22 protein-coding genes are annotated in these 24284 nt (G+C 44.0%); 7 read left to right on the top strand and 15 right to left on the bottom strand.

Annotated elements, in window-relative coordinates:
- Positions 1–110: 110 nt before the first annotated feature.
- Together FEM33_RS14890 and FEM33_RS14895 are read left to right on the top strand one after the other, a co-directional pair.
- Complete coding sequence (locus FEM33_RS14890) at positions 111–818, top strand: helix-turn-helix domain-containing protein (RefSeq protein WP_374756435.1); 708 nt, start codon at positions 111–113, stop codon at positions 816–818.
- A gap of 100 nt (positions 819–918) precedes the next feature.
- Positions 919–1212 carry a putative quinol monooxygenase gene (locus FEM33_RS14895; protein WP_047096321.1) on the top strand — a complete coding sequence of 98 codons (294 nt, stop codon included), beginning with the start codon at positions 919–921 and terminating at the stop codon, positions 1210–1212.
- A gap of 1 nt (position 1213) precedes the next feature.
- On the opposite strand, the gene FEM33_RS14900 is transcribed toward FEM33_RS14895, so the two are convergent.
- Positions 1214–2275 (bottom strand): bestrophin family protein, encoded by a 1062-nt coding sequence (locus FEM33_RS14900; RefSeq protein WP_139012820.1) that lies wholly within the window; start codon positions 2273–2275, stop codon positions 1214–1216.
- Positions 2276–2786: 511 nt separating this feature from the next.
- On the opposite strand from FEM33_RS14900, the gene FEM33_RS14905 reads away from it, so the two are divergent.
- Together FEM33_RS14905 and FEM33_RS14910 are read left to right on the top strand one after the other, a co-directional pair.
- Positions 2787–5447 (top strand): excinuclease ABC subunit UvrA, encoded by a 2661-nt coding sequence (locus tag FEM33_RS14905; protein ID WP_139012821.1) that lies wholly within the window; start codon positions 2787–2789, stop codon positions 5445–5447.
- Between the two features lie 472 nt (positions 5448–5919).
- Positions 5920–6309 (top strand): response regulator, encoded by a 390-nt coding sequence (locus FEM33_RS14910; protein WP_139012822.1) that lies wholly within the window; start codon positions 5920–5922, stop codon positions 6307–6309.
- 236 nt (positions 6310–6545) lie between these two features.
- Here the strand turns inward: FEM33_RS14910 and FEM33_RS14915 are convergent, their stop codons facing one another.
- The 6 genes from FEM33_RS14915 to FEM33_RS14940 all read right to left on the bottom strand — a co-directional run bounded on the left by FEM33_RS14915 (position 6546) and on the right by FEM33_RS14940 (position 13598).
- A complete protein-coding gene (locus FEM33_RS14915) occupies positions 6546–7004 on the bottom strand; it encodes a hypothetical protein (RefSeq protein WP_139012823.1) in 459 nt (152 codons plus the stop codon).
- A 174-nt stretch (positions 7005–7178) separates the two neighbouring features.
- Positions 7179–7523, bottom strand: a complete 345-nt coding sequence (locus FEM33_RS26860; RefSeq protein WP_138279318.1) for a four-helix bundle copper-binding protein — start codon at positions 7521–7523, stop codon at positions 7179–7181.
- 23 nt (positions 7524–7546) lie between these two features.
- Positions 7547–8170, bottom strand: coding sequence for a DUF305 domain-containing protein (locus FEM33_RS14925; protein ID WP_139012824.1), 624 nt, complete (start codon positions 8168–8170; stop codon positions 7547–7549).
- 87 nt (positions 8171–8257) lie between these two features.
- Entirely contained in the window at positions 8258–10324 is a 2067-nt protein-coding gene (locus FEM33_RS14930) for a heavy metal translocating P-type ATPase (RefSeq protein ID WP_139012825.1), read from the bottom strand.
- A 43-nt stretch (positions 10325–10367) separates the two neighbouring features.
- Positions 10368–12662, bottom strand: coding sequence for a multicopper oxidase domain-containing protein (locus FEM33_RS14935; RefSeq protein ID WP_201747765.1), 2295 nt, complete (start codon positions 12660–12662; stop codon positions 10368–10370).
- A gap of 96 nt (positions 12663–12758) precedes the next feature.
- Positions 12759–13598, bottom strand: a complete 840-nt coding sequence (locus tag FEM33_RS14940) for a DUF3347 domain-containing protein (protein ID WP_229214255.1) — start codon at positions 13596–13598, stop codon at positions 12759–12761.
- A 133-nt stretch (positions 13599–13731) separates the two neighbouring features.
- Here FEM33_RS14940 and FEM33_RS26365 point away from each other — a divergent pair, with 133 nt between their 5' ends.
- A complete protein-coding gene (locus FEM33_RS26365; protein WP_161597138.1) occupies positions 13732–13986 on the top strand; it encodes a hypothetical protein in 255 nt (84 codons plus the stop codon).
- 256 nt (positions 13987–14242) lie between these two features.
- Entirely contained in the window at positions 14243–15325 is a 1083-nt protein-coding gene (locus FEM33_RS14945; protein WP_139012827.1) for a sialidase family protein, read from the top strand.
- A gap of 166 nt (positions 15326–15491) precedes the next feature.
- On the opposite strand, the gene FEM33_RS14950 is transcribed toward FEM33_RS14945, so the two are convergent.
- On the bottom strand, positions 15492–18578 hold the full coding sequence (locus FEM33_RS14950) for a Tn3 family transposase (RefSeq protein WP_139012828.1): 3087 nt from the start codon (positions 18576–18578) through the stop codon (positions 15492–15494).
- 176 nt (positions 18579–18754) lie between these two features.
- Here FEM33_RS14950 and FEM33_RS14955 point away from each other — a divergent pair, with 176 nt between their 5' ends.
- Complete coding sequence (locus tag FEM33_RS14955) at positions 18755–19339, top strand: recombinase family protein (RefSeq protein ID WP_139012829.1); 585 nt, start codon at positions 18755–18757, stop codon at positions 19337–19339.
- A 13-nt stretch (positions 19340–19352) separates the two neighbouring features.
- Here FEM33_RS14955 and FEM33_RS14960 read toward each other — a convergent pair whose 3' ends face one another.
- The 7 genes from FEM33_RS14960 to FEM33_RS14990 are packed head-to-tail and all read right to left on the bottom strand — an operon-like array spanning position 19353 to position 24284.
- Positions 19353–19688 carry a hypothetical protein gene (locus FEM33_RS14960; RefSeq protein WP_139012830.1) on the bottom strand — a complete coding sequence of 112 codons (336 nt, stop codon included), beginning with the start codon at positions 19686–19688 and terminating at the stop codon, positions 19353–19355.
- A gap of 13 nt (positions 19689–19701) precedes the next feature.
- Positions 19702–20451 (bottom strand): metallophosphoesterase family protein, encoded by a 750-nt coding sequence (locus FEM33_RS14965; protein WP_139012831.1) that lies wholly within the window; start codon positions 20449–20451, stop codon positions 19702–19704.
- Positions 20448–21224, bottom strand: a complete 777-nt coding sequence (locus FEM33_RS14970; protein ID WP_139012832.1) for a metallophosphoesterase family protein — start codon at positions 21222–21224, stop codon at positions 20448–20450. The genes FEM33_RS14965 and FEM33_RS14970 overlap by 4 nt, the downstream gene beginning before the upstream one ends.
- Positions 21221–22282: an ArsO family NAD(P)H-dependent flavin-containing monooxygenase gene (locus tag FEM33_RS14975; protein WP_139012833.1), complete on the bottom strand. Its 1062-nt coding sequence runs from the start codon at positions 22280–22282 to the stop codon at positions 21221–21223. The genes FEM33_RS14970 and FEM33_RS14975 overlap by 4 nt, the downstream gene beginning before the upstream one ends.
- A complete protein-coding gene (gene arsB / locus FEM33_RS14980) occupies positions 22269–23363 on the bottom strand; it encodes an ACR3 family arsenite efflux transporter (RefSeq protein WP_139012834.1) in 1095 nt (364 codons plus the stop codon). Before arsB ends, FEM33_RS14975 begins: the two co-directional genes overlap by 14 nt.
- Position 23364: 1 nt before the next feature.
- On the bottom strand, positions 23365–23781 hold the full coding sequence (locus FEM33_RS14985; RefSeq protein ID WP_139012835.1) for an arsenate reductase ArsC: 417 nt from the start codon (positions 23779–23781) through the stop codon (positions 23365–23367).
- Between the two features lie 5 nt (positions 23782–23786).
- Complete coding sequence (locus tag FEM33_RS14990) at positions 23787–24284, bottom strand: GNAT family N-acetyltransferase (protein WP_139012836.1); 498 nt, start codon at positions 24282–24284, stop codon at positions 23787–23789.

A 24284-nucleotide genomic window follows, 5' to 3' on the forward strand; every position in this document is an offset into this window, starting at 1 on the left:
CTTCTTCCTTGAAGCGTTCGAAATCGAAGGATTCGTTTGTCTTCATTGTGTCTTTAAGTTAAACTAATTTACTTATTTTTTCCCTTAATCAAATTAAGAGATGACACAGTTTGGTTTACAGTCTCTCTAATGATATCATTTCAATCAATGAAACACAATCGCTACTTATCACATCTAATAATGTTTTGGTTACCGAACTGGTAGGTGTAAGTTCATACCGGTGTTTACTCTTCTTCTTTTCTCACAAAAACATCACCGATTTTTTATTGAAACATTCCCATTATTTCAATCAGAATGCCTCAGATAAAAAGATAACGGATATACCTTATTTGCTTTTAGAGAAAGACAATTTTATCATCCATTATATTCAATCTCTCCAACAAATTTTTGGTTTGCAACAATCTATCTCTCAGAAGATTTTGGAACTGAAATTTGAAGAAATATTGCTTTATCTGGCGGATAAATATGGGATGGTATTTTTAAATTACTTACGTTATTTACTGATCAATGAAAGAGAATTATCATTTAAAATGGTAATTGAAAAGAACCTTTATACGAACTTGAATATTGACGAAATGGCCTTTCTGTGCAATATGAGTGCCTCTACTTTTAAGAGAAAATTTATAAGTATATACCAGGAATCTCCAGGGAAATGGTTTCAGCAAAAACGGCTTAACAAGGCCAAAGAATTGTTACATAATAACCAAGTCACACCTTCCGAAATTTTTATGGACTTTGGCTATGGCAGCTTGTCAAATTTTAGTGCAGCCTTTAAAAATGAATTTGGGTATAGCCCCAACCACATCCACTCAAATTGACCTCTTTTCATAACTTATTGAACCATACTAATAAACGAAGCAGCGCTGGTTTTTCTAATTTTGTCTGATTGAAGAATTGTTTAACTAAAAAATAAAAACAATGAAAAAATTAGGATTGTTAGTTCGGTTGGAAGCAAAGGCCGGCCAAGAAAAAAACGTTGAAGATTTTATTACAGGAGCATTACCGCTTGCTCTTGAAGAAGCCGGTACCGTTACGTGGTATGCATTCCGTATTGATGCTTCTACCTTCGGTATTTACGATACTTTTTCAAACGAAGAAGGCAGAGAGGCACACCTTGGCGGTAAGATCGCAAAAGCATTAATGGAAAATGCACCAGACCTATTGGCAACACCTCCGTCTATTGAAAAATTGGACATTTTAGCTGCCAAATAGCCTAAGATAATACCATTATATTTAAGGGAGGATTTTGCAAAAACTCAGCAAAATCCTCCCTTAATTGTTCAAAAAAATATCTTCTCTTCCTCATTTTTTTAGATCTGCTGTCCAATTGTTCAAAAGCAAACTCGACTGGATCAGTTGGCGATAATTTCGCTTTGTTAACGACGCAGGCAAAAATTCTATTGGATTGGTGAGAACGAGCAAGAACGCCGAGCGCCTCCTTTATGATATGGCAACGTTGCCCTTTATCATATTGCCGCCATATTTTCTTCCCGCCAAACATTGGGCTTCTGTGAAGCTCCAGCGGCGTAGGGTCGGCGGGATTGACGCTTGCTACTAGTTTATCAAGTTCACGGGATATTGCGGTTATGGGGATGTCTGTTGGATAATTATGGAAGGGATCTTGTAGGCTATGAGCCAGTTCCTCTAAAAAGAAAAACATTACTGAAATAGAGGTAAGTATAGCTATTTGCAATATTATGTTTAATTGAAATGTTGATGATAAGCTCAAAAAAATTGTGAATAGGTAAATTGCTACGTTTAAAATCTGTCCAAAGGTAGGCGGAAAAACGGTATTCTTTATCCTTTCGCACTTCCCCATCGATGCGACAAGCCTTGTTAATGTCTCTTCAATTTTAATTCTTGCAAATTCATTCAAAAATCCTTTTTTGAAAAGCTCTTTAATTAAAAGCGTTTGAAGTTGATTTATTGCTAAGGGAGTATTTGAATGTTTTCTTACCTTTTCGATGTCATCGATAGTTAGTATACTATTCAAAACTTCAGAAATATCTTGTCTTCTTAAAGATTTTTCCAAAGAATAACACCAGGCTATTTGGTAGTGAGAAATTTTGTAAATAAGTTTAATTTGCTCATTTAAATATAATTGAAGTTGTAAAACAAGTGAGCGGCTGTCGTTGACAATTGCTCCCCAAATAGTTCGTGCTTCCCACCATCTACTGTAAGCTTGATTTATTTTATAAGACAAAAGAATAGAAATAGCAATTCCTAAGGTTGTGGCAATGCCGACGGAATTTCGGGTAATATATTCGGGTAATATTTATGTAATATTCCAGAGATTATTCCCAATATAATAACGATTATTAGAGGCTTTTTGATTTCACTAAGTAGAAACCGAAATGGAATTTTTCTATTAATAATCATAGAGGAGCTTAATTTTTAGTACTAGGATGCTGTTCCTAACCTTTATTAATACTCATACTTTACGTAAATCAACCTGCTGTGGACTTCTCCCCTGGTCAGGTGCCGTTATTCAAGGATACTTTGAATTGTACCCATAAGCCTTTCAAAAGTGGAGTTAACGTTCCTAACGTAGTCAATTTCTAGGGAATTGACAAGAAATCTTAGTTTATAGATGAAGCTCGAACACTATTGGCGCATGTCCACCTTGCTTAGCTGGTGGTACCAATTTTCAACGAGGCACGACGTCTTGGTTGCGCTCGCTTTTTATATCTAAAAATTGCGATATTGCTTCAAATTGAGAGTGATCAGGGAAATTTACCTCCCGATTCTCTTTAAAATTTCTAGGCACTATCGAAAAGTTTTTTTTAATGGCACAGGTAATTAGCTCAGATGATCAGGAAGATATAGCAGCATCAGGTTATGTGCGCGTGCGGGGTGCGCGAGAACACAACCTCAAAAATATTGATGTCTCAATACCGCGAAACCAGTTAGTGGTTTTCAGCGGTGTTTCCGGTTCGGGCAAGTCCTCGCTTGCCTTCGGCACACTATTCGCCGAGGCACAACGACGTTATCTTGAGTCAGTTTCTCCTTATGCAAGGCGATTGATCGATCAAGTTGGCGTTCCGGATGTTGATGCTATTGATGGACTCCCGCCCGCAGTTGCCCTCCAACAGCATCGCGGAACCCCCAACGCCCGTTCGACAGTAGGCAGCCTGACGACGATCTCAAGCCTTGTGCGCATACTTTATTCGCGCGTCGGCACTTATCCTGCGCGCCAAACGATGCTGTATGCCGAGGATTTTTCCTTCAACACGCCGCAAGGGGCCTGCCCTCGCTGTCAGGGCATGGGGCGCGTGCATACGATGACGGAGGAGTCAATGGTCCCTGACCCATCGCTGACCATCCGAGAGCGGGCCATTGCTGCCTGGCCTACTGCTTGGGGCGGTCAGAACCTGCGGGATATTTTAGTCTCACTGGGCTATGACGTTGATATTCCTTGGAAAGACCTGCCTGAAAAGGACCGGGAATGGATCCTGTTTACCGACGAGCAGCCGACGGTTCCGGTCTATGCAGGGCTAACCCCGGCCGAAACACGCCAGGCTCAGCGGCAAAAGATGGAACCCAGCTATCAGGGAACTTTCAGTAGCGCCAAACGGAATCTTGAATACACGCTTGCCAATACGGAAAGTGCCTCCATGCGCAAACGCGTATTGCAGTTTATGATCAGCAGCCCGTGCCCTGTATGCAGGGGCAAGCGTTTAAAACCCGAGGCACTTTCGGTTACTTTTGCTGGCTATGACATCTCCGATTTTTCGCACCTTTCTCTTGAACAGCTTTCAGAAGTGATCAAGCCGGCTGCTGAGGGGGATCTTGTGTCCGGGACGAATCCGTCCCAATCGCTCGTAAGCCGTGAAGCTGCAAGAGCCGCAGTGGATGAGCGTGTGAATGCTGGTGGCTCGGCACACAAGGCGGCCCCTGATGTACGCCGTACGGATAATCTCTCGCTTGAAAAGCGTATCGCTGCAGAGCGCCTATGCGGTGATCTTCTAGTCCGCCTTACAACGCTGATCGACCTTGGGCTTGGTTACCTGTCGCTTGATCGCAGCACACCAACATGCTCCCCCGGTGAGCTGCAGCGCCTGCGTCTTGCAACCCAGCTCTCCTCACAGCTCTTTGGAGTTATCTATGTGCTCGACGAGCCTACGGCAGGATTGCACCCTGCCGACGGTCATGCCTTATTCGATGCACTGGACAGGCTCAAAGCGTCGGGTAACTCCCTTTTTGTCGTCGAACACGACACCGAAATGATGCGACGTGCCGACTGGCTTATCGATGTGGGTCCTGAGGCTGGCAGCGAGGGCGGGCGCATTCTGTACAGCGGGCGGCCCGATGGCCTTCTGGAAGTCAACGAGTCCCGCACCAGGCCCTACCTTTTTGAAGAAACAGCACAGCTGCCTGTGGCCAACCGCCCGCCAAAAGGCTTTTTGCGCCTGGAAGGGGTTCGCCGGAACAATCTCAACGGCGTTGACGTATCGTTCCCCCTGGGTTGTTTTATCGCCGTAACAGGTGTCTCGGGTTCTGGCAAATCCAGTCTTGTGAGCCAGTCGCTGATTGACCTTGTGGCAGAGCACCTAGGCATGAAGCGGGAAGAAGTTGAGGAAGACGTGCTCGAGGAAGCTCCTTCCGAAAAAACCATGGGACGGCTGCGAGGAGATGTCGATGCGGTACACCGTCTTATTGAGGTGGATCAAAAACCAATCGGACGAACCCCTCGGTCCAATCTGGCAACCTATACAGGGCTCTTTGACCATGTCAGAAAACTCTTCGCCGCGACGCCGGAAGCGCGCAGGAGACATTACGATGCAGGCCGCTTTTCGTTCAATGTTGCCAAAGGCCGGTGCCCGACCTGTGAGGGGGAGGGACAAGTCAGCATAGAGCTGCTTTTCATGCCGAGCGTTTATGCACCCTGTCCGACCTGCCACGGCACGCGATATAACGATAAGACGCTGGAGATTAGCTGGAACGGCAAATCTATCGCGGATGTACTTAGCATGACAGTTGACGAGGCTTGCGTGTTTTTCTCCAATGATCCTTCGGTTTTGCGGTCGCTTGAAACCCTCAGGGATATAGGTCTGGGCTATCTTAAACTTGGACAAAGCGCGACCGAACTTTCCGGGGGCGAGGCCCAGCGTATCAAGCTTTCGACCGAACTGCAACGCACGCAGCGCGGCTCAACACTGTATGTGTTGGATGAGCCGACCACAGGCCTGCATCCGCGTGATGTAGATCGTCTTCTTGTTCAGCTTAACCGCCTTGTTGATGCTGGCAATACTGTCATTGTCGTTGAGCATGATATGCGTACGGTCGCACAGTGTGATTGGGTTATCGACGTAGGACCTGGGGCAGGCGACCGCGGCGGCACTATTGTTGCGGCGGGAAGGCCCTCTGAGATTGCCGCGTATCAGGCAAGCCGTACGGCACCTTTCCTGGCCAACATCCTGGAACCGGTGCAACGTGGCAGCAAATAAATTAAGCAAACAATCAATTGGTTATTTAGGACAAATTGACCATTCTATTTTTCTTTTGGTAGCCGATTATAAATTTCGACCGAACAACGGCAGTATATCACTTAAGTATTCAGACGTATAGAAATGATGGGCAGCAATGGCATCGTACCTCTGTTCATCGTTTATTAAAACGACTTTCAGCATAGATACTAGATGGACTATCAATAAGTTTGTATAATTTTAGATATCCTAAATTGACAAAAATACTAAAAATGAGAACTGCCTCACTCAGAGTAATACAGGCCTATATCCAATTACCGGCACAGGGTAAGCTTAAGTTTTTGTAAGAAGTGAAGAAAATAGAAAAGATGCATCCGGCCGCGAGATTGAATTATGAGAAGACGCTGCTTGCAATGCCTGTTTAATGCAAGAGCGGAATTGAGGCAAAAAATTGCGTTTTTAGCGTGTCACTCAACGATTCTACCTTTTCAACATGGCTACCCAAAAGACGATCTACATTGTCGATGATGACGAAGATGACCTTTTTCTTATGCAAGAGGCCATATCTGATTTGATGCTTGATTTAGATGTGCGCCCCGCCAGAAACGGCAGCGAGCTAATGCAGATCCTGGACAAATACATAAAACCAGCGCTGATTCTGATTGATGTGAATATGCCGGTGATGAATGGGATTGAAGCATTAAATGCTGTTTACGCAGATCCGGATTGTCGTCACATTCGCTCCATACTTATGTCTACCAGTAATGCAGATGACCTGAAAGAACTTGCGCTAAATTCAGGCGCAATGAAATTTATCTGTAAGCCCATCCACTACAATGGCTATGTTGAGTTAATGAATGATGTGTATCATAAATGTTTTTAATTTTCTCCAACACTCTGCACACTTGTTTCATAGTAGATTTCTTGCAGAAAAATGCGACTGACTAAGAATAGGGGTAAACTAAAGAAAGGGAGAAAAACCGTCACGACTTCCGCGTACGGTTTTTCTCCTGGTATAGTACGGTACGTTCAATTGTCAGCCAACACACAACCCAAAATATTTGACAAAATGAATTCAATTTGGTTGTCGCAAATCCTACATCAACGAAATTGCAAAAATCATTTCATTTTCATATCCTTATGCTCGTTTTTCATTTGAAGGCAATGTAGCGCGCAGGCACCATACTGCTTGTAGTTTTCATGAACCGAAAGAACTGTGTTGCCATTTTTGTCTTTGACTTCACAAATTCCATTCATAGGATTAGATACCGTTAAGCTATCAGCGGCCCCGCTTTGGACATGGTAAAGGTATGTGCCATTTTTAGCGGCTTTACCCATGGACTTACCGGTGGTGGCATCAACGGCATTTCCCTGATCATCGATGTGGGCAATTTTCACTCCGGCAGCATCTTTGATAGTTCCATCACTGGTAACCCAGCCAATATGCTTTCCTTTCGCATCAGTAACCTTACCCTGGGCATCAATAGCGGGTATTGGCTGTTTGTAGTTTTGGGAATATACATTTCCAACCGCAAATACAAGAAATGCTATGAGGAAGATAAATTGGTGCTTTTTCATTTGACTACCGGTTTTTATAATTTATCAAATTTACCTTAAATAGCGCTGAGCAAACCTGATAAAGGTCACATATCCAGGTGCTTGTAATCAGGTAACCGGGTTTGTTTCAGGTGGCCATTGAAAAAGGGTAACCAAAATGATTACCCTTCGATTGTGTTAACCCAGGATGGTCTATTAAACTGGGGTTGCCATTTCTTCACATATTTTGGCGCAATGACGGCAAGCTTCTGCACACTGGCGGCAGTGATCCATACCCATCTCCGCATGTTTTTCACATTCATCTGCACACGCATTACATGCGTCCGCACAAACACGGCATAGGTGCGCACTAAAACTGCTTCCAAGGCTCATCACTTCGGCGGCACTTCGACAGATAGCGGCGCATTCTAAATCAAGCTGAATACACTTTGCCATATGTCCTACGTGCTCTTCTTTCAAACACTCAGTTGCACAGTGACTGCAAGCGATTGCGCATGCCACGCAAGCATCGATACATTCTTTGAATTGTTGATGTGCCATAAAATTTAAGTTTAGATTGGTGGTTACTTATTTCTGTTAGCCAGTAGCCAGGTTTGGAAATCGGCTATTTCTTTGTTCTGCTCTTCAATGATCATAGAAGACATTTCTTTCAAACCAGCATCCTTACCCATTACTAAGTGCATCTGTGCCATTTCGGTAGCACTCTTGTGATGCTCGATCATTAAGGTGGCAAAGTCCTGGTCTATGTTCCCATTGATGATTTGAAGGTCAGATTGTTTGCCCATCCGGTCCATTCCGTCCATCATTTTCATATGAAAGTCCATGTTCATGGTAGTGGGCTTAGCATTGGCAAGGAAAGAATCAAATTCTGCTATTTCTTTCTGCTGGGCATCAATGATCGCCTGGGCTTTAGCCTTCATTTCGCTACTAGTTCCGGACTTCAATTCCAGCTCTGCCATGTCAATAGCACCCATGTGGTGCATTCTCATCATACTTGCATAATCGATATCAGGATCCTGTGTCACTTTCATGGTATGCATTTCATCCATCATCTCATGCATAAGTGTCATCATTTGATTTTCATCATGGGCTTGAATGGAAATTTGATTGTTGTCGTCGTCATCCGAGCAGGCGGTTGAAAAGGCTATCAATGCAGCGAGTCCTAAAATTTTGTACGTTGGTTTCATGTGTTTGTTATTTAAATAAGTGGTTCATTTTTCTGAAATTCAGTGAGATGCATTCAAATATTTATGCCATTATGTGTTAAAATTTCCTTAATTAACTTTAAGCAGTTTTGCATTAATAGCAACCACAATCGTGGATGCGCTCATCAGGACTGCCCCCATTGCCGGGCTTAACATAAAGGAAGGGTACAAAACACCGGCGGCCAGTGGTATAGCTATTACATTGTAGCCAATTGCCCAAGCCAGGTTTTGCACCATTTTTCTGTAAGTAGCCCTGCCAAATATGATCATTTGCACTACATCCATCGGGTCACTATTTACCAGGATAATATCGGCCGTTTCGGCTGCTACGTCAGTTCCGGAGCCAACGGCAATACCCACGTCTGCTTGCGCAAGCGCGGGCGCATCATTGACCCCGTCACCTGTCATTGCTACAATCTCTCCTTTGTCTTGAAACTCCTTGACCTTATCCTGCTTCTGATGCGGCAGCACACCCGCCAGGTAACCGTCCATGTCCAGTTTTTTGCAGACCGCTTCTGCAATCTTGGCATTGTCCCCGGTTAAAAGGAACGATTTGATGTTCATTTTTTTGAGTTCAGCGATTGCCTGAGCTGCATTCTCCCGGATGGTATCGGCAAAAGTGATCAAGCCAACCAGCTTGCCATCGATCAGGATAAAGTTTACCGTGTCAGTGGCCTGGTCTATCTGGTCGGGAATGGCAGGCACCGGTTTGTTTTCCTGTGTGAAATAATTAGGTCCGGCAGCTACTATTTTCTTACCATCCACAGTACCTGTTACCCCAATGCCTTGCATATAATTGAAATCGGTGGACTTGTAAAGCTGCAATCCTTTTTCTTTCAATTTCCTGATTACGCCGTGGGCGATATGGTGCTCGGAGTTTTGTTGTACAGCCGCTGCATACTGTAAAATCTGGTCTGGTGACAGCTGCTCGTCAATGGGTATTATCTGTTGGACTTCATGGGAGCCTTTGGTAAGTGTGCCGGTTTTATCGAAAATGATTGTAGTCAATTTTCGCGCATTCTCAAAGGCAGTGCGGTTGCGGATCAACAGCCCATGCGTTGCAGAAATGGTTGTTGAAATGGCAATAACCAAAGGGATAGCGACTCCCAAGGCGTGCGGACAAGATGTTACCATAACAGTAACCATTCTTTCTAAGGCAAATGCCAGGCTTTGACCACCAGTGTACCAGATGATGAAAGTCGCAACCCCAACTGTAATGGAAACAATGGTTAGCCATCCGGCTACCTTATCTGCCAGGTTTTGGGTACTGGATTTAGCACCCTGGGCAGTCTTGACCATGTTGATGACCTTTTGCAGGTAGCTGTCATTGCCAGCCCCGGTAACCTTGACTTTGAGAACACCATCACCGTTGATAGCGCCGGCAATAACCTTATTGTCTTTCTGCTTTTGAACTGGCACACTTTCGCCAGTTAGCATGCTTTCGTTCACATAAGAACGTCCATCTGTGACCAATCCGTCGGCAGGCACCTTTTCACCTGGCTTGACAAGTAACAAATCCCCTGTGCGAAGGTCTTTTAAAGGTATATCGGTTACCTGATTGTCCTTTTCTACATGGACCACTGATGGAAGTAAAGCAACCAGGGATTCCAGGGCTTTTGAGGCGGCCATCTGCGATTTCATTTCCAGCCAATGCCCAATGAGCATAATATCAATTAGGGTAGCAAGCTCCCAAAAGAAGTCCATCCCTTCCAGCCCAAAAACCACGGCCACGCTATACACATACGCAGTAGTAATCGCAACCGCCACCAGGGTCATCATACCCAGGGTTTTGCTTTTCAGCTCCCGGACAAGGCCCGTCAGAAACGGCCAGCCCCCATAGAAGTATATGATCGTGCTTAGTGCCAAAAGCATATATTGATCACCTGGGAAGGTCCAGTTAAAACCAATCCATTGCTGGATCATATGGGATAGCAAAAGGATTGGCAAAGTAATGACCATGCAAATCCAGAAGCGCTTTAAAAAATCCTCGGTATGGTGGCCTGCGTGTTTGTCATGGCTACTGTCTTCATCGGTGTGCCCGCCGTGACCATGATGCTCATGTTCAACTCCTTTCATTCCGTGCACGGCTTCGGGTTGCTTTTCCGGATGATGCCCGTGGTGGTGGTGATTTTCCATTTGTCATTGTTTATGTGGTACTATGTAAGCTGAGATCTATTGGCTAGTAATTCAAGGTCAGCCCGACACCAAAACCCATGTCGCTGTCATAATGGGCTGTGGCACCTACATACCTGGTAAAGATATACCGAAGGGCGGCCATGTACTCCTTGTCCGTATTGACCATCAGGTTCATCCGCAGACGTTTGGAAACTGGTATATCCATCCGTTCCAATTGAAAACGCAGGTTGCCATCGGTGAATATTTCAGCTTGCGCCGTAACCAGCATGGGCAACATGTAGTTTACTCCCGCGCTAAACACGGACCTTTGATCCTTGGTGTTTCGCTGGCCAAAAAGATTGCTTTCTACTTCATCCATCCCCATTTTTCGGTACCGCCAGTCAAAGCCAATAAATGGCATCAGCCACTGCATTTTCCCAATGTAACGCCCCAGGTGTGTTTCGACTTCATAACCGTGGTGGTCGTGGTAGCCCAGTCGCCACTCACTGCCAATACTCCACCGTGTATTTTGTATCATCGCTTCACCATCGTTGCCGTTGGTGGCAATATCGTTTTCGGCCATGAAATGAAACTCCCGGTCATCGGCAAATAGTTTGCGTTGTGCTAACCGGGGGTTAGGGATCTCAGGATTTGCCGGGGAATTCTCATAGGAGAAAACTGCGCCCATGCCGCTCATCATATGGTAAAGGATATGGCAATGAAAAAACCAGTCACCACTTTCAGTTGCAGCAAATTCAAGTGTGTCAGTTTCCATGGGCATGATATCAATGATGTTTTTCAGAGGTGCATTCACTCCCTTTCCATTGAGCACCCGGAAATCGTGGCCATGAAGGTGCATTGGGTGCCGCATCATGGAATTATTGTAAATGACCATGCGGACGTTTTCACCTTTTTTAATCAGGATCTTGTCACGCTCGGAAACCACTTTATTGTCCATGCTCCATACGTACCGGTTCATGTTGCCAGTCAATACAAAACGGAGCTCTTTTACCGGTGCATCCTTAGGTAAAGATGTCTTTTCAGGCGATTGAAGCATGGCATAATTTAGCGTCGTAATCGTGGACAATGCATTACTGTTGTACATGTTATGACCAGCATGTTCGTCCGCTTTCTTGGTATCATCCATCTTCATGTTTCCCATATCCATGGCTTTGCCTGTATCCTTCTTTTTGCTTTTTAAAGCGCCGGTAATTTCCGGGTACATGACCACGTTCATATCCATCTGGTTCAGGCTCATGTTCATGCCCATATCGTCCAGGTCACCATTCATTTTCATCATGCCGTTCATCATCTTCATTCCCTCAAAGTATTTAAGCCTGGGTAGCGGTGATGCCAGTTGTTTTACACCTTCACCAAGGAACAGGGAAGTAGATTTGGTCCGGTCTTCCGATGTTGCCAAAAACTCATAAGCGGTAGGGGCAGATCCGGGTTTAACAGCTGGAATGGTAACAATCACATCATAAGTTTCTGAAACTGCTATGATCAGCCTGTCTACATCTACTGGCTCTACATCGTTTCCATCGTTAGCTACAACAGTCATTTTGCCGCCTGCATAGGTAAGCCAGAAATAGGTTGAAGCCCCGCCATTTGAAATCCTTAGACGGACTTTATCACCTGGCTTGAACTGGGAAAGCTGGCTTTCATTTTTTCCGTTAATAAGGAAGCGGTCATAATACACGTCACTTACATCCATCGCTGTCATGCGCTTCCATTCGTTTCCAACCTTTGTCTTAAAATACCCCTGACTGATCGCCTCCGAATAGCTTTGGGTTGCGCCCTTTTTTATGGCAAACCAATCACTTGCGTTGTGAAGCATCCTGTGGACGTTTTTAGGCTTCATATCCGTCCACTCACTCAATATGATTGGAACAGTAGGAATGGTTGGTTCTTTTTTCTTGTTCAGGATCATCGATCCATACATGCCGATTTGTTCCTGCAACTCAGTATGGCTATGGTACCAGTGCGTGCCGTGCTGAATAATTGCAAACCTGTATAAGTGTGTTGTATGAGGCTTAATGGGCATCTGTGTCAGATTAGGTACCCCGTCATACTTATTGGGCAAGAACAGTCCATGCCAGTGCAGGGATGTCTCTTCGTCGAGCTCATTGTGTACGTATATTTCGGCAGTGTCCCCTTCCGTAAACGTTAATGTAGGCATCGGGATTTGTCCGTTTACTGCAATGGCACGCTTAGGCGTCCCGGTAAAATTTACAGTTGTGTCTTTAACGTATAGATCATACCGTACTATTTTTTGGCCGTAAACCTGCTCAGAAATAATGATGAGCATAGCGGCCGCAGCAAGAAATCTATATATAGGGATTTTAAGAAAATCCATCATTTGTTGTTATTTAAATAAGAAGAGAAGACTGTCCTGATGACCATAAGTCATACTTACTAGCAGGTAATGTTTACGTTGCCATCAGGACAGTCGTTACTATTTGAGTGTTTCAGTGGTTTTACCACAGTTCAACATCTGCGCGCCATAATAAGGGTTTTTAATTGTCGATACCTGGCTTAGCCAGTTGGCACCTTTTCCTTCTTTGGCCATCGGGCAATGTTGATAATAAACCGCCTGAGAAGGCTTTGCCGACTTGATGAGTTTATACATATTCTCGGAAAGAGAAGAGAAATGGTCTCTTTGATGACCCAGGTCTTTGGTTTCTTCAATGTGTTCGGCATCGAAATTCAGATCTTTCATGACCTTCATCCAAACCATATGCTGCTCGCTTCCCAGCTCGTCCATCTTAACGGCTTTGAGCGCCTTTACAAGGCTTGTTGCTTTCGCAGAAGTGGCATTTCCGTCAGAGCTAACCAAGGCATCCTTCACCGCGTAATAGGCATCTAAGACAGGCTTCAATGGGTCGGCATCGGCTGACCCCGCCTTCGCAGCTGTTTCCATGGACGTGGCACCGTGTTCATGGCCACTCATTTTCTTTTGCGCTACCACTTCATTCTTGCTGGCACGCTCGTAGCGGCAGCATTCCTCCAATTTGGCATAAGCATCATCAGGTGCCAAGTAGCTTTGGTTATCGTAACCAGCCAATGCAATTTTTTTCAGGATTGCATCCAGAGAGGTCTTTTTACTATCGTAAGTGACTGCGGCAACCTTCGTTTCCTTATCCCAGTTTGCTTTGGAAATGTTTTTCTCAAATGCAGCGGCTTCAATGCCTTCCTTACACTGAGAGCATGATCCGGCAATGGTTATATTCTCGGTAGTGACATTTTTGATATCTGCATAGGATAAGAAAGTAGACAGCAATAGCAATGTTGCCATCAATATTTTAATTGATTTCATCAGAATGGAATTTTGGATTTTAAATAAGTTTTTGTCCGAAGTGAAAAGAGCTCCGGAAGGGCGTACCTGTGGCTACAGGGAACTTATCAACCTATATTAGGAGGCATCCACAGTGAAAGATACACTGGCTTTGGGGAAGTTTCCTGGAAGAACCAAGAGGGGGAATTGTCAACAACAGCAAGGGTTTTTTGGATTAACCCTGTCGGCTGTACCTTTAATGCAAAAACAGGAAGAGAGTGGGCGCAATCACAGCCAGATTCATTACAACTATGGCTACATTTCTTATTACTGTCCCCTGATCTATGGTTTCGATGCCTGGCGCAGCAGGCCTTTTTATGGGAAGCCACATGCTTTACTTCTCTTTTGATTGGAACGTGCTTGCTGCCACATGCATGACTCACTCCCGCTGGCACCAGCAGGCAAATCATTATTAGCAGTAAAAAAACACAACCTTTCATATTAAAACATACGGTTTTACGCAATACAAAGATTGCCTTTTGTTCCAGGTTTTTTCTACACAATTACTATGCCACGTTGCATAATTATGGGATACCGGTGTTCCAAAGGTAAATTGTGAGGTTAAGGCCTTTTAAAAGCGTGCATAACCTTTTTGATTAAGCTATATGATGTTGTTGAAATTTATTACCACCGTTTTCGCTTGCTTTATTTTCTTGGCAGGCCATCCTGATAACGATTTTGCATCAGAACAAAAACTGGCCGCAGGTAGCCAGCCGGAAATAAGTGTTGACCGGGAAGGTATTATACACATCGTGTACGGAGTCAAGAATGCCAATGAACGTGACTTGTACTATACATTTTCCGGTGACGGGGGCAAATCGTATTCCAAACCTGCGCTGTTAGGCAACTTTTCGCAGATGGGTCTTGGGATGGGAAGGGGGCCGCAACTTACCACAACAAAGGATTACAAGGTAGTCAGAGTCGGTGATCATCATGGAAATTTGTATGCAATGCGGTCTTTGAATGCAACAAATCAATGGTCTAAGCCTGTACGTGTTAATGACACGGATACTACCGCCAAAGAAGCATTGTCTGGCATCAGCGCTGGCAAGGATAACTTGGTCTATACTGCCTGGCTTGACAGCCGACTTGGAAATAATAATCTATATGGCGCACTTTCAAGAGACGGCGGTTTAACCTGGGGGAAAAATCAATTGATTTACAAAGGCGAGCAAAATGGTATCTGTGACTGCTGCAAGCCGTCAGTTTACATCAGTCAAACAGGACAAATTTCTGTCATGTTCCGAAACAAACTGGATGGTGCCCGTAATATGTATCTGATTTCTTCAACAGACAAAGGAGAACATTTTGGGAAAGCTCAAAAACAAGGTACTGGAAATTATATGATCAATGCATGCCCGATGGATGGCGGAGATTTGACGGTTAATTTAAGAGGTGAAGCTTCCACAGTCTGGCGTCGTCAAATGGAAGTTTATCTTGCGCAGCCTGGCAAAACTGAAATGAAATTAGGCAGTGGCCGGACACCTGTAATACTTCAAACAGCCAAGGGCAATGCTATTGCCTGGCAGCAGGAAAATTCCATACAATTTAGAAGCCCGGATGGTTTAAAGACGTCATCATTAGGCAATGGCCAATATCCTAAGCTTGCAATGGCGAAAGATCAAAAAACAGCGATTTGCACTTTTGAGCGAGAGGGGCACATTATAGTAACATCGGTTACTTTGTAGTGCATTGGCAATACAACCTTACAGTCACTTTGCCGGCCCGTTTTTTGCGGCCGCCGCTACCTGATCTTTATTATTTCCCAAATTGGGGTAAACTAAAGAAAGGGAGAAAAACCGTCACGACTTTCGCGTAGGATTTTTATTTACCATTAGTCCGGAATATTGAATTCTAAGGCGTCAGATTCAAGTCCATAATCGAGCTCAAATCAAACATTTTATAATCTTTACCATCGGAAAAGTCGTATTCTCCAACCAGGTTAATATGTGCCCAGCTGTGGGTAGAAGTAGCAAGAATTTTTTTCAACATGATTTGTCTGTCTTGTTCAGACTCAACTGCTACCAGTTTTTCGGATAACAACAACAGATTATAGGTGTTCACCGCATTTGCTATCAACCTTTTACATCCTTCCGCTGTCAATTGCTCTTTTCGGGTAGCCCAGATCAATTCCTGGTTGTTGCCAACGGTTATGGCTTTGGAAAAGTTATTGCTGCTCTCAATTTTAGAAAGTGAGCCAGACACCGATTTTCGGATTAACTCATCATCCATATATTGATAGATGTATGCTGTTTTGTAGAGCCTTCCCAAATCTTTGAGGGCTTTATAAAGCGGATGTTGTTTCGAATATGAATTTAGACGCCTGAACAACGTGGATGCCTTGGCATATCCCAGCTTGATCGTGCAAACGAGCCTCAAAATTTCATCCCAATGATTTTCCAGATGCACCAGATTAATTTTAAGGTTCGGAACAATCTTATAATTTAGCTCACGATAAGTCCGCGCTTCATCAATTGAGTAAAGCTGCTGATGGTGAAATCTTGCAAACCTGGGGCGGAATTCAATGCCTAAAAGACCAGTTACAGCAAATACAGGTTCACTGAATCCATGTGTGTCCGTTGAATGTGCATTGGGAATGATCACTTCATTGTGGGTCAGGCCATCCAAAACGTAATGTGATTCGGGTTCTGCTGCACTGAATACAGTTGAGTAAAATAACTGGCCGGATTCATCCAGAAAGGAATACATGGTCACACCCCTTCCATTACCAAAGTATTTAAATGACGGAGAAGCTACAAGTGAAGCAACTGATACATCAAATTTTTGGCCATCACTGGAAGTATGAACAAAGTCAGCATCCTTTCTAAAATGTTCGGTAAGTGGTAAGCTATTGCTAAATGCAAGTACTTTATCATTTGCCTGAATTACAGTCTCTGGCGAAAAATATTGGAGTGCTGTTGTCTCCAAAGAACTTGTCCTTATGCCTTTGGACATGAAAGAGAATTTCCGGATCCCGATATTGCAACCAAACCCAAGAATTGCCGCAAAGAACAAATTCTCATCCGGATGTTTGGGGATATGATCAATTCCTCCATGGATAAGGGAAGAAATAAAGCCGGTTGCGTTTTGGACGGTTGAGAGAACTTCAATTAGTAGAATGACATATTCTTGGGGATAAAGCGGTTCCAAATCTGTGACTTCTTCCAAACGCTTATCTTTCATCAGGTGCCAATCACCGGTGGGGTCGAAGTATACCTGCTTGTTACTGCCTGCTTCTATATGCTCATTGGTTAATTTAATCTGGGCATTCAACCTTTCATTTAATTTAACCAGGGTTTTTCGTGAATCGGTAAAAGCTGTCAAGCCGGCTTGTTCAATCAGCTTTTCCTTTTCTTTATTCCAAACCGCCGGTGGTATTTCATACTCGTCAAAACTGCGGTAATCATAGGATGAATCAATTGGGAGTGCCCCAGACTTGATATTATCGCGGATTTCCTGGAACAGGAAAACTTTATATAAACCGGTCCGTAATTTGCCTTCCGGGGTCAACACCCGCTGCTGCTGCTCCATTCCTAAAAAATCAGTTGGTACCGACGCCCGCGTTAGAATAGCTCCATTCTTTTCCTGGTAGTACCGGACCGCTGCAAGGATATCCTTCCCGGAAGAAGTGGCACTTGGGATTAGTACTTTTACAATATCGCTAACCTTACCATTTAACTTGGACGCATTTTTTTCAAGCATCTGATAGAAATCTTCCCGGTCATTTATCTTTTGGTTGACTTCCCTTAAATCTTTAAGACGCTGCTGGTCTTCCTGTAACAATTTTTGAGATAACCGTTTGTTTTTAAACAACTGTTCAATCAAGGTTACTTTGGCCAATGGTTCCATTGTCGTATCAGCAATGATTTTTTCAATAGAACCCAAAACATCAATGTGGGTATGACTACGGTGGGCAACACTGCTGACCAGCTGCGCGGTCTGCATCCTGTTTTGATAAAGTTCCTGTTTCACCAGGTTCTCACAACCGTTAACATAGTTGGTGACCGCACTATTCAAAGTAAGGATAAGTGCATCTCCCAACATATAATACTGGTGGATGATGAAGGAAATCAGAAGAAGATAACGATTTGTGCTACGTGTAGCTATTTGCGTTACCTGGTTATTGATAACGTATTCCGCATAAAAATGAACAGTGGTATCAGATAATTTTAAGCGCTTGACAATCGGTAATAACTGCAAATACATATTCTTTAAGCTTTCAAAGTTGGTTACTCGCTCACGGATCTGTTTTGTTTCCATGGATTGAGAGATCCGTTTAAAGAATGTAATCTCATAGCGTTTTACTTTCAAATGCTTCCTACTGTCCTGTTGATAAGAAGTGTGTTCAACAAGAAGCTGCTCTAAAAGCAAAATATCGGCTGTTGTCAAGTACTTATTTAAAATAGACTCTAAATTTTGCTCGAAACGAGCAAGAGATTTGTCCAAAATCGTTTTCAGGCTTTGGTAAGTTGGAATTTCGATATGATGTGACTGGAGAAAGTCTAGCATTCCTTCGAAAATCAGGTACGGCCTGGTCTGTACATGTGCCAGTCTCTGTGTTTCTTCGGCCAATGCTTCAACCGAAGATTTTTCAAAAGCTGCGAAGCCAAAATATCCAAGAATGTCCTCCCGGTGCCTGAGTGAAGTCCGTCCTTCGTAATCGGTCATTTGTACAGCATTGACATCAACAGAAATTCTTGCCGCTACAAAGTCCACGTCACTTTGGTGAAAACGGTTCGATCCAAAAAACCTGCTGACCACCCGGAAGTATCCAACCTGCAAAAGAAAGCCAACTTTATTGGATGGTGTTTGCAAAGTCTTGACATATTCTGCTGCCCACTCAGGAGCCTCTAAGAAAATAATTTTCTGGTCAACACTCAAAACAGGTGGATTGTCAAATCGTTGCCGGGCTTCGGAAGTCAGGTATTCTTTTCTTGGCATGAGACGATTTGTGTGTATAAAAAAACGTTGCTCAAAATGTACAAACCTGTCCTGCACTTTGGAGCTTAAAGAATGACAGAAAACCAGGCAGATTTAATCAATTTAGTAAAATAAACTTGTATACCAATCTAAGTACATTAAATTTGATCTCTTAGATGGATTAAAGTAGACAAAAGGTGAAAATTGGATATGCACGGGTGTCAACCCAGGATCAGAATTTGGAAATGCAACTCGACGCTTTGCAGAAGGCTGGTTGTGAAAAAGTATTTCAGGAAAAAGCTTCCGGAATAAAATCAGACAGGCCACAGCTTGCGGCCATGCAGCAAATCCTTCGTGAAGGTGATATTATTTACATTTATAAGCTGGACCGGTTAGGGCGTTCGTTAAAACACTTACTGGAAATGACCTCCGATTTTGAAAAGCGGGGAATCGGTCTGGTCTCAATTAATGATTCCATCGATACAACTACTGCCCAGGGCAGGCTCATCTTTAATATTTTTGCTTCACTGGCCGAATTTGAAAGAGACCTTATCAGGGAAAGGACTAAATCCGGTTTAGATGCGGCCCGTGCACGTGGCCGGAAAGGCGGACGTAGCCGCGGACTTTCCAAAGAAGCTGAAAAAAAAGCGATGTTAGCGCAAACATTATACAATGAACGTAAGTTGGGAGTAAATGAAATTGCAGCTGATCTGGAAATTTCTAAAATGACACTCTATAAATATTTGAGACATAGAGGAGTTCAAATAAACGGTAAAGCATGATTTGCAGCAGCATTTACTTCTCAATCTTAAACCTTAATTTAATGGTGTACTTTTCGTAGGGATCGTCTGAAGAAAGCTGTAATTTTTTACCGGTCAACTGGCGGATCAGATCGTAATTAAGATCCTGGTTTTCTGAAAAAACTTTCACTCTTCCAATAGTACTACTTTCTCCCAAATGAAACTGGATTACAACAATACTGTTTTGCTCCTGGTTATACAACACTTGCGGGTATTGAAGCATTGCCGTTAGCTGCCGGGTTATTTCATGAGATGAATTTGTGTAACCTTTTAAGTCAGGATTACCCCAATACAAAGAAAGCACTGCAGTACAAAAAATGATAGCTTTCATAACAAAAGAAAGATTAATATGCTTTTCTTAGATTATCTGCAAATGCATCAGGAAGCATGCTAAGTTCCACCGCTTGCGCTGCTTTTTCAACATCATATTTTACCCGGATAAACTCAACCTGAATACCATCAGGATTTGTTAAAGTTACCTGTTGGTCAATTGTAAGCATGACATAACAAGCCCTTGCATCACCATCTTTTGGTTTTCCCACAGATCCGGTATTGATCAGGTGATGGTAATGCCCCTTGCCACTTCCTCCCGAATTAATCACACGGTGATAAGGCTTATGTGAATGGCCAAAGCAAAGTATATCTGCTTTGAATTCTCTGACCATTTCAATCATGTACTGTTCAGGCAGGTCTTCTAACAGATATTCGTTAATGCTGCGGGGACTTCCATGCACCAGGAGCATATCCAGGATGTCATTATTGAGTGCAAATTCGAGTTTTAAATGCCTGGGTAGTGTCAATAGATAATCCCGCTCCTTAGAGCCAACAAGCTTATAAGCATGATCACTGCTTTGCTCTTTGCTGCACTCACCTTCAGACGGAAGTATTTTAGAGACTTTCAGGTCATGGTTTCCAGCAATGGTGACAATACCATGTTTGCGGATCAAGCCAATTACCTGGTTTGGCCAGACGTTATAGCCGACCAGATCACCCAGGCAGTAAACTGCATCCGGCTTTTGTCTTTCCAGATCTTCAAGCACTGCCTCGAAAGCAGGAAGATTAGCGTGGATATCCGATAAAAGCGCTATTCTCATTTGGCGATACGTAAGGATTCTGCATAGGCATTGGGAAGGATACTATCTTCCACCGCCTTGGCTGCTTTTTCAATATCATACTCAAAACGTATAAACTCTGCCGTAACACTTTCTTTGTTAGTCGTGGACGCATCAGCATTAATATGCAGGATCACATAACCACCTCTTGGATCGCCATCTTTAGGTTTGCCAACAGAACCAATATTAATCGCATGACGGAAATGATCACCGCCGTCTGGCTGAACTGAATCCAAAATTCTATGATACGGTTTGTGTGTATGACCAAAAAGCATCACATCTGCATTTGCCTGCTCCATGATCCGGATCATGCTTTTCTCTTCCCGGTCTTCAAACAAATACTCATTAACCCGGCGCGGGCTTCCGTGTACCAGAAGCACTGACATCGGTTTATCATTCAGTTGAAATTCCAGGCGGATATGAGCTGGCAAAGTCCGCAGGTAGGCCCTTTGCTGATCTTTCATGATCTCATTGGTAAAGGAAATCGAAACCTTGCCATTCGCTTTCTCGTCATCGGTCTTATAAGCGCATCCGCAATCATCGCTGCTTCTTCCGATGCCAAAATCATAATTACCGGCAATAGTCGGAATACCACGTTTTCTGATTTCGTCCACAACTTCATTGGGCCAGATATTATAACCTACCAGATCACCCAGGCAGTAAATGGCATCCGTGTCGCGGGTTTCAACATCTTTAAAAAATGCTTCTAAGGCGGGAAGATTAGCGTGAATGTCCGAAAAAAGAGCAATTCTCATTGTTTCTGTATTTTTATGTACTCAATTATTTCATTAACTGTTTGACGTGCAGAACGCCCTACCCCAATCAGGGTTGCTGATGCAAAGCCGGTAAAGCTTCCGTAACCCACCAGCCAAAGACCAGCGACGTCTTCGGATCGTGTACCCCGGCAATCTGCTTTACCTTTTTCTTTCAAAATACCCAGCTCTTTCAGGTGATGGGTTGCATACCCAAACCCGGTACACCAGATGATCGCATCAAATTCCTGCCTGGTGTCATCTTGCCAGACTACACCGTGGTCATAAATTGCTTTAAAGGTTTCATGGGTTTTAAGTACTCCACGAGAGCGTGCTTCTTTGACGGATGGCACCATGACGATATTTCCGATATTATACTGCGAAGCAACAAACTCCTTTCCTTCCTTCATGGCATGGTATTTAGCCGAAGCCACATCAAAAAGCACCCTGCCGTCCACATCGTCAGGCAAGAATTCTGGCGTATTTTGTGTAGCCCACACCGTATTGGCCACCTTTGAAACTTCGGCCAAAATTTGCGCTCCCGAGTTGCCCCCGCCAACGATCAGTACCGTTTTGTTTTCAAAAGGGTCTGCATTTTTATATTGCGCCGAATGCAACTGCTTGCCTTTAAAAAGGTCCTTGCCTGCAACAGATGGTATAAACGGATTTTGAAAAGTACCGGTCGCAGAAATAACAGACCTGCTTTGATAGTCGCCCTGACTGGTTGCTAACAAAAATACATTCCCTTCTTTTTTTACATCCGTTACCGTGATGCCATGGCTGATAGGAAGATTGTACCGGCTCTGATACTGGCTCAAATAGTCCAGCACATGCTGTTTAGACGGAAATTCGTCTTCTGATTTGGGCATCATCCACCCAGGCAAGGAACTGTACTCGGCTGGCGAAAACAATGTCAGTGAATCCCAAGTATGCTGCCAGCCCCCCCCACCGTTCTGCTGATCATCCAGAATGATGTATTTCAAACCGGCGCGGCGAAGAAAATAACCACACGCCAAAGCGCTCTGGCCACCACCAATTACAATCAGATCATATACTTCCATGAGGTACCTGGATATTTTCTGTTTTGTAATATTTATCCCGCAGCCAGAAAGCCACATTCACCAGGGCTATCAATGCCGGTACTTCTACCAGCGGACCGATTACGCCGACAAATGCCTGGCCGGAGTTGATACCGAACACGCCGATAGCGACTGCAATAGCAAGTTCAAAATTGTTACCTGCTGCTGTGAAAGCAATCGAAGCATTTTGTGAGTAGTCTGCCCCCAGGGATTTTGCCATAAAGAAGCTGACCAAAAACATGATCGCAAAATAAATGACCAGTGGAATAGCGATTAAAAGCACATCACCTGGAAGCTGAACAATCAGCTCACCTTTCAAGCTGAACATGAGCATGATCGTAGCTAAAAGCGCAACCAAAGTAACAGGTGATATCAGGGGAATAAATTTTTTCTCATACCAGTCTTCCCCTTTCAAAGCAGTCAGCCCAAAACGGCTGATCATGCCGGCAGCAAAAGGAATACCCAGGTAGATGCCTACACTTTTAGCAATTTCAGCGATCGTAATATTTACATTCAGTCCTTTTAGTCCTACCAATGGGGGCAAAACCGTAATAAAGAAATAAGCATAAAAGCTGTAAAGCAGTACCTGAAACACACTGTTTAATGCTACCAGCCCGGCAGCATATTCCCGGCTGCCTTCTGCCAGCTCGTTCCAGACCAAGACCATGGCAATACACCGGGCCAGACCGATCAGAATTAATCCGATCATATAATCCGGATGATTTGGAAGAAAGATAATGGCCAGTATAAACATAAGCGCCGGCCCGATAATCCAGTTCAGTACCAGCGAAGCTGTCATCACTTTGGTATTGCGGAATACTTCGCCCATTTTATTGTATTTCACCTTGGCCAGTGGCGGGTACATCATCAGGATCAGGCCAATAGCAAGTGGGATATTGGTTGTACCACTTGAAAAAGTATTGATGTAATCAGGTAATGAGGGAACAAAGTTACCAAGGCCTACGCCAATGGCCATGGCCAGAAAAATCCATAATGTTAAGTAACGGTCCAGGAAGCCTAGCTTCTTCCGGTTTGCCGCAGGGGCACAATTATTTGCAGACATACTATATTAAGTTTTCTTTAACAAAGTTCTTACAGTAGGCTTTGACCATTTCACGTACAGTACGAAACTGTTCTGTTATTTGCTCTTCGCTGCCAGTTGCTTTGCCAGGATCCGGAAAGTTCTGATGGAATTTCTTCGCATTAGTCGGAAAATAGGGACAGCGTTCTTTGGCGTTATCACAGACCGTGAACACAAAATCAAAGTCAATGTCTTTGTATTCATCGATGTTGTTAGAGGTGTGGCCGGAGATATCAATCCCGTCTTCTGCCATGATGGAAATAGCTTTGGGGTTTACTCCATGGGTCTCAACCCCTGCACTATATACGCTTGCTTTATCACCGGCAAATTTTCTGAGATAACCTTCGGCTATCTGGCTCCGGCAACTGTTACCGGTGCAAAGCACTAATACTTTTTTCATTTTGCTTAATCTATTCCTGTTACTTTGCTTCTTCTTTCCAAAAGGTTGACGCTCCGCCAAACCCCTTTCATTTTTCCGATATTTTCACGGTATCCGATCACACGGAAACCATTCTTCTCGTGCAGTTTAATACTTGGAGCATTTTCAGCAAATATGCCTGCCTGAAGTGTCCAGTACCCTCCTTTTTCACTTTCCAGGATCAGGTGCTTTAAAAGTGCGTCACCTATTTTTTGTCCCCGGAAGCGGCTACCGACATAAACACTCACTTCGGCTACTCCCGCATAGACACATCTTCCGGACACCGGTGTCAACGCTGCCCACCCGGCAATTTCACCGCTGTCTGAAAGTGCCACAAAACGGTGCCGGACTACATGGGACTGATCCCAGACCGACCACTCGGGCGCACTGGTTTCAAGGGTGGCATCACCGGTAGCTATACCTTGTTCATAAATTTCACGGACGGCTGGCCAGTCACCAGGTTCTAAATTTCGTATCGTGATCAT

The sequence above is a fragment of the Dyadobacter flavalbus genome, from assembly GCF_006149045.1.
Taxonomy (GTDB): domain Bacteria; phylum Bacteroidota; class Bacteroidia; order Cytophagales; family Spirosomataceae; genus Dyadobacter; species Dyadobacter flavalbus.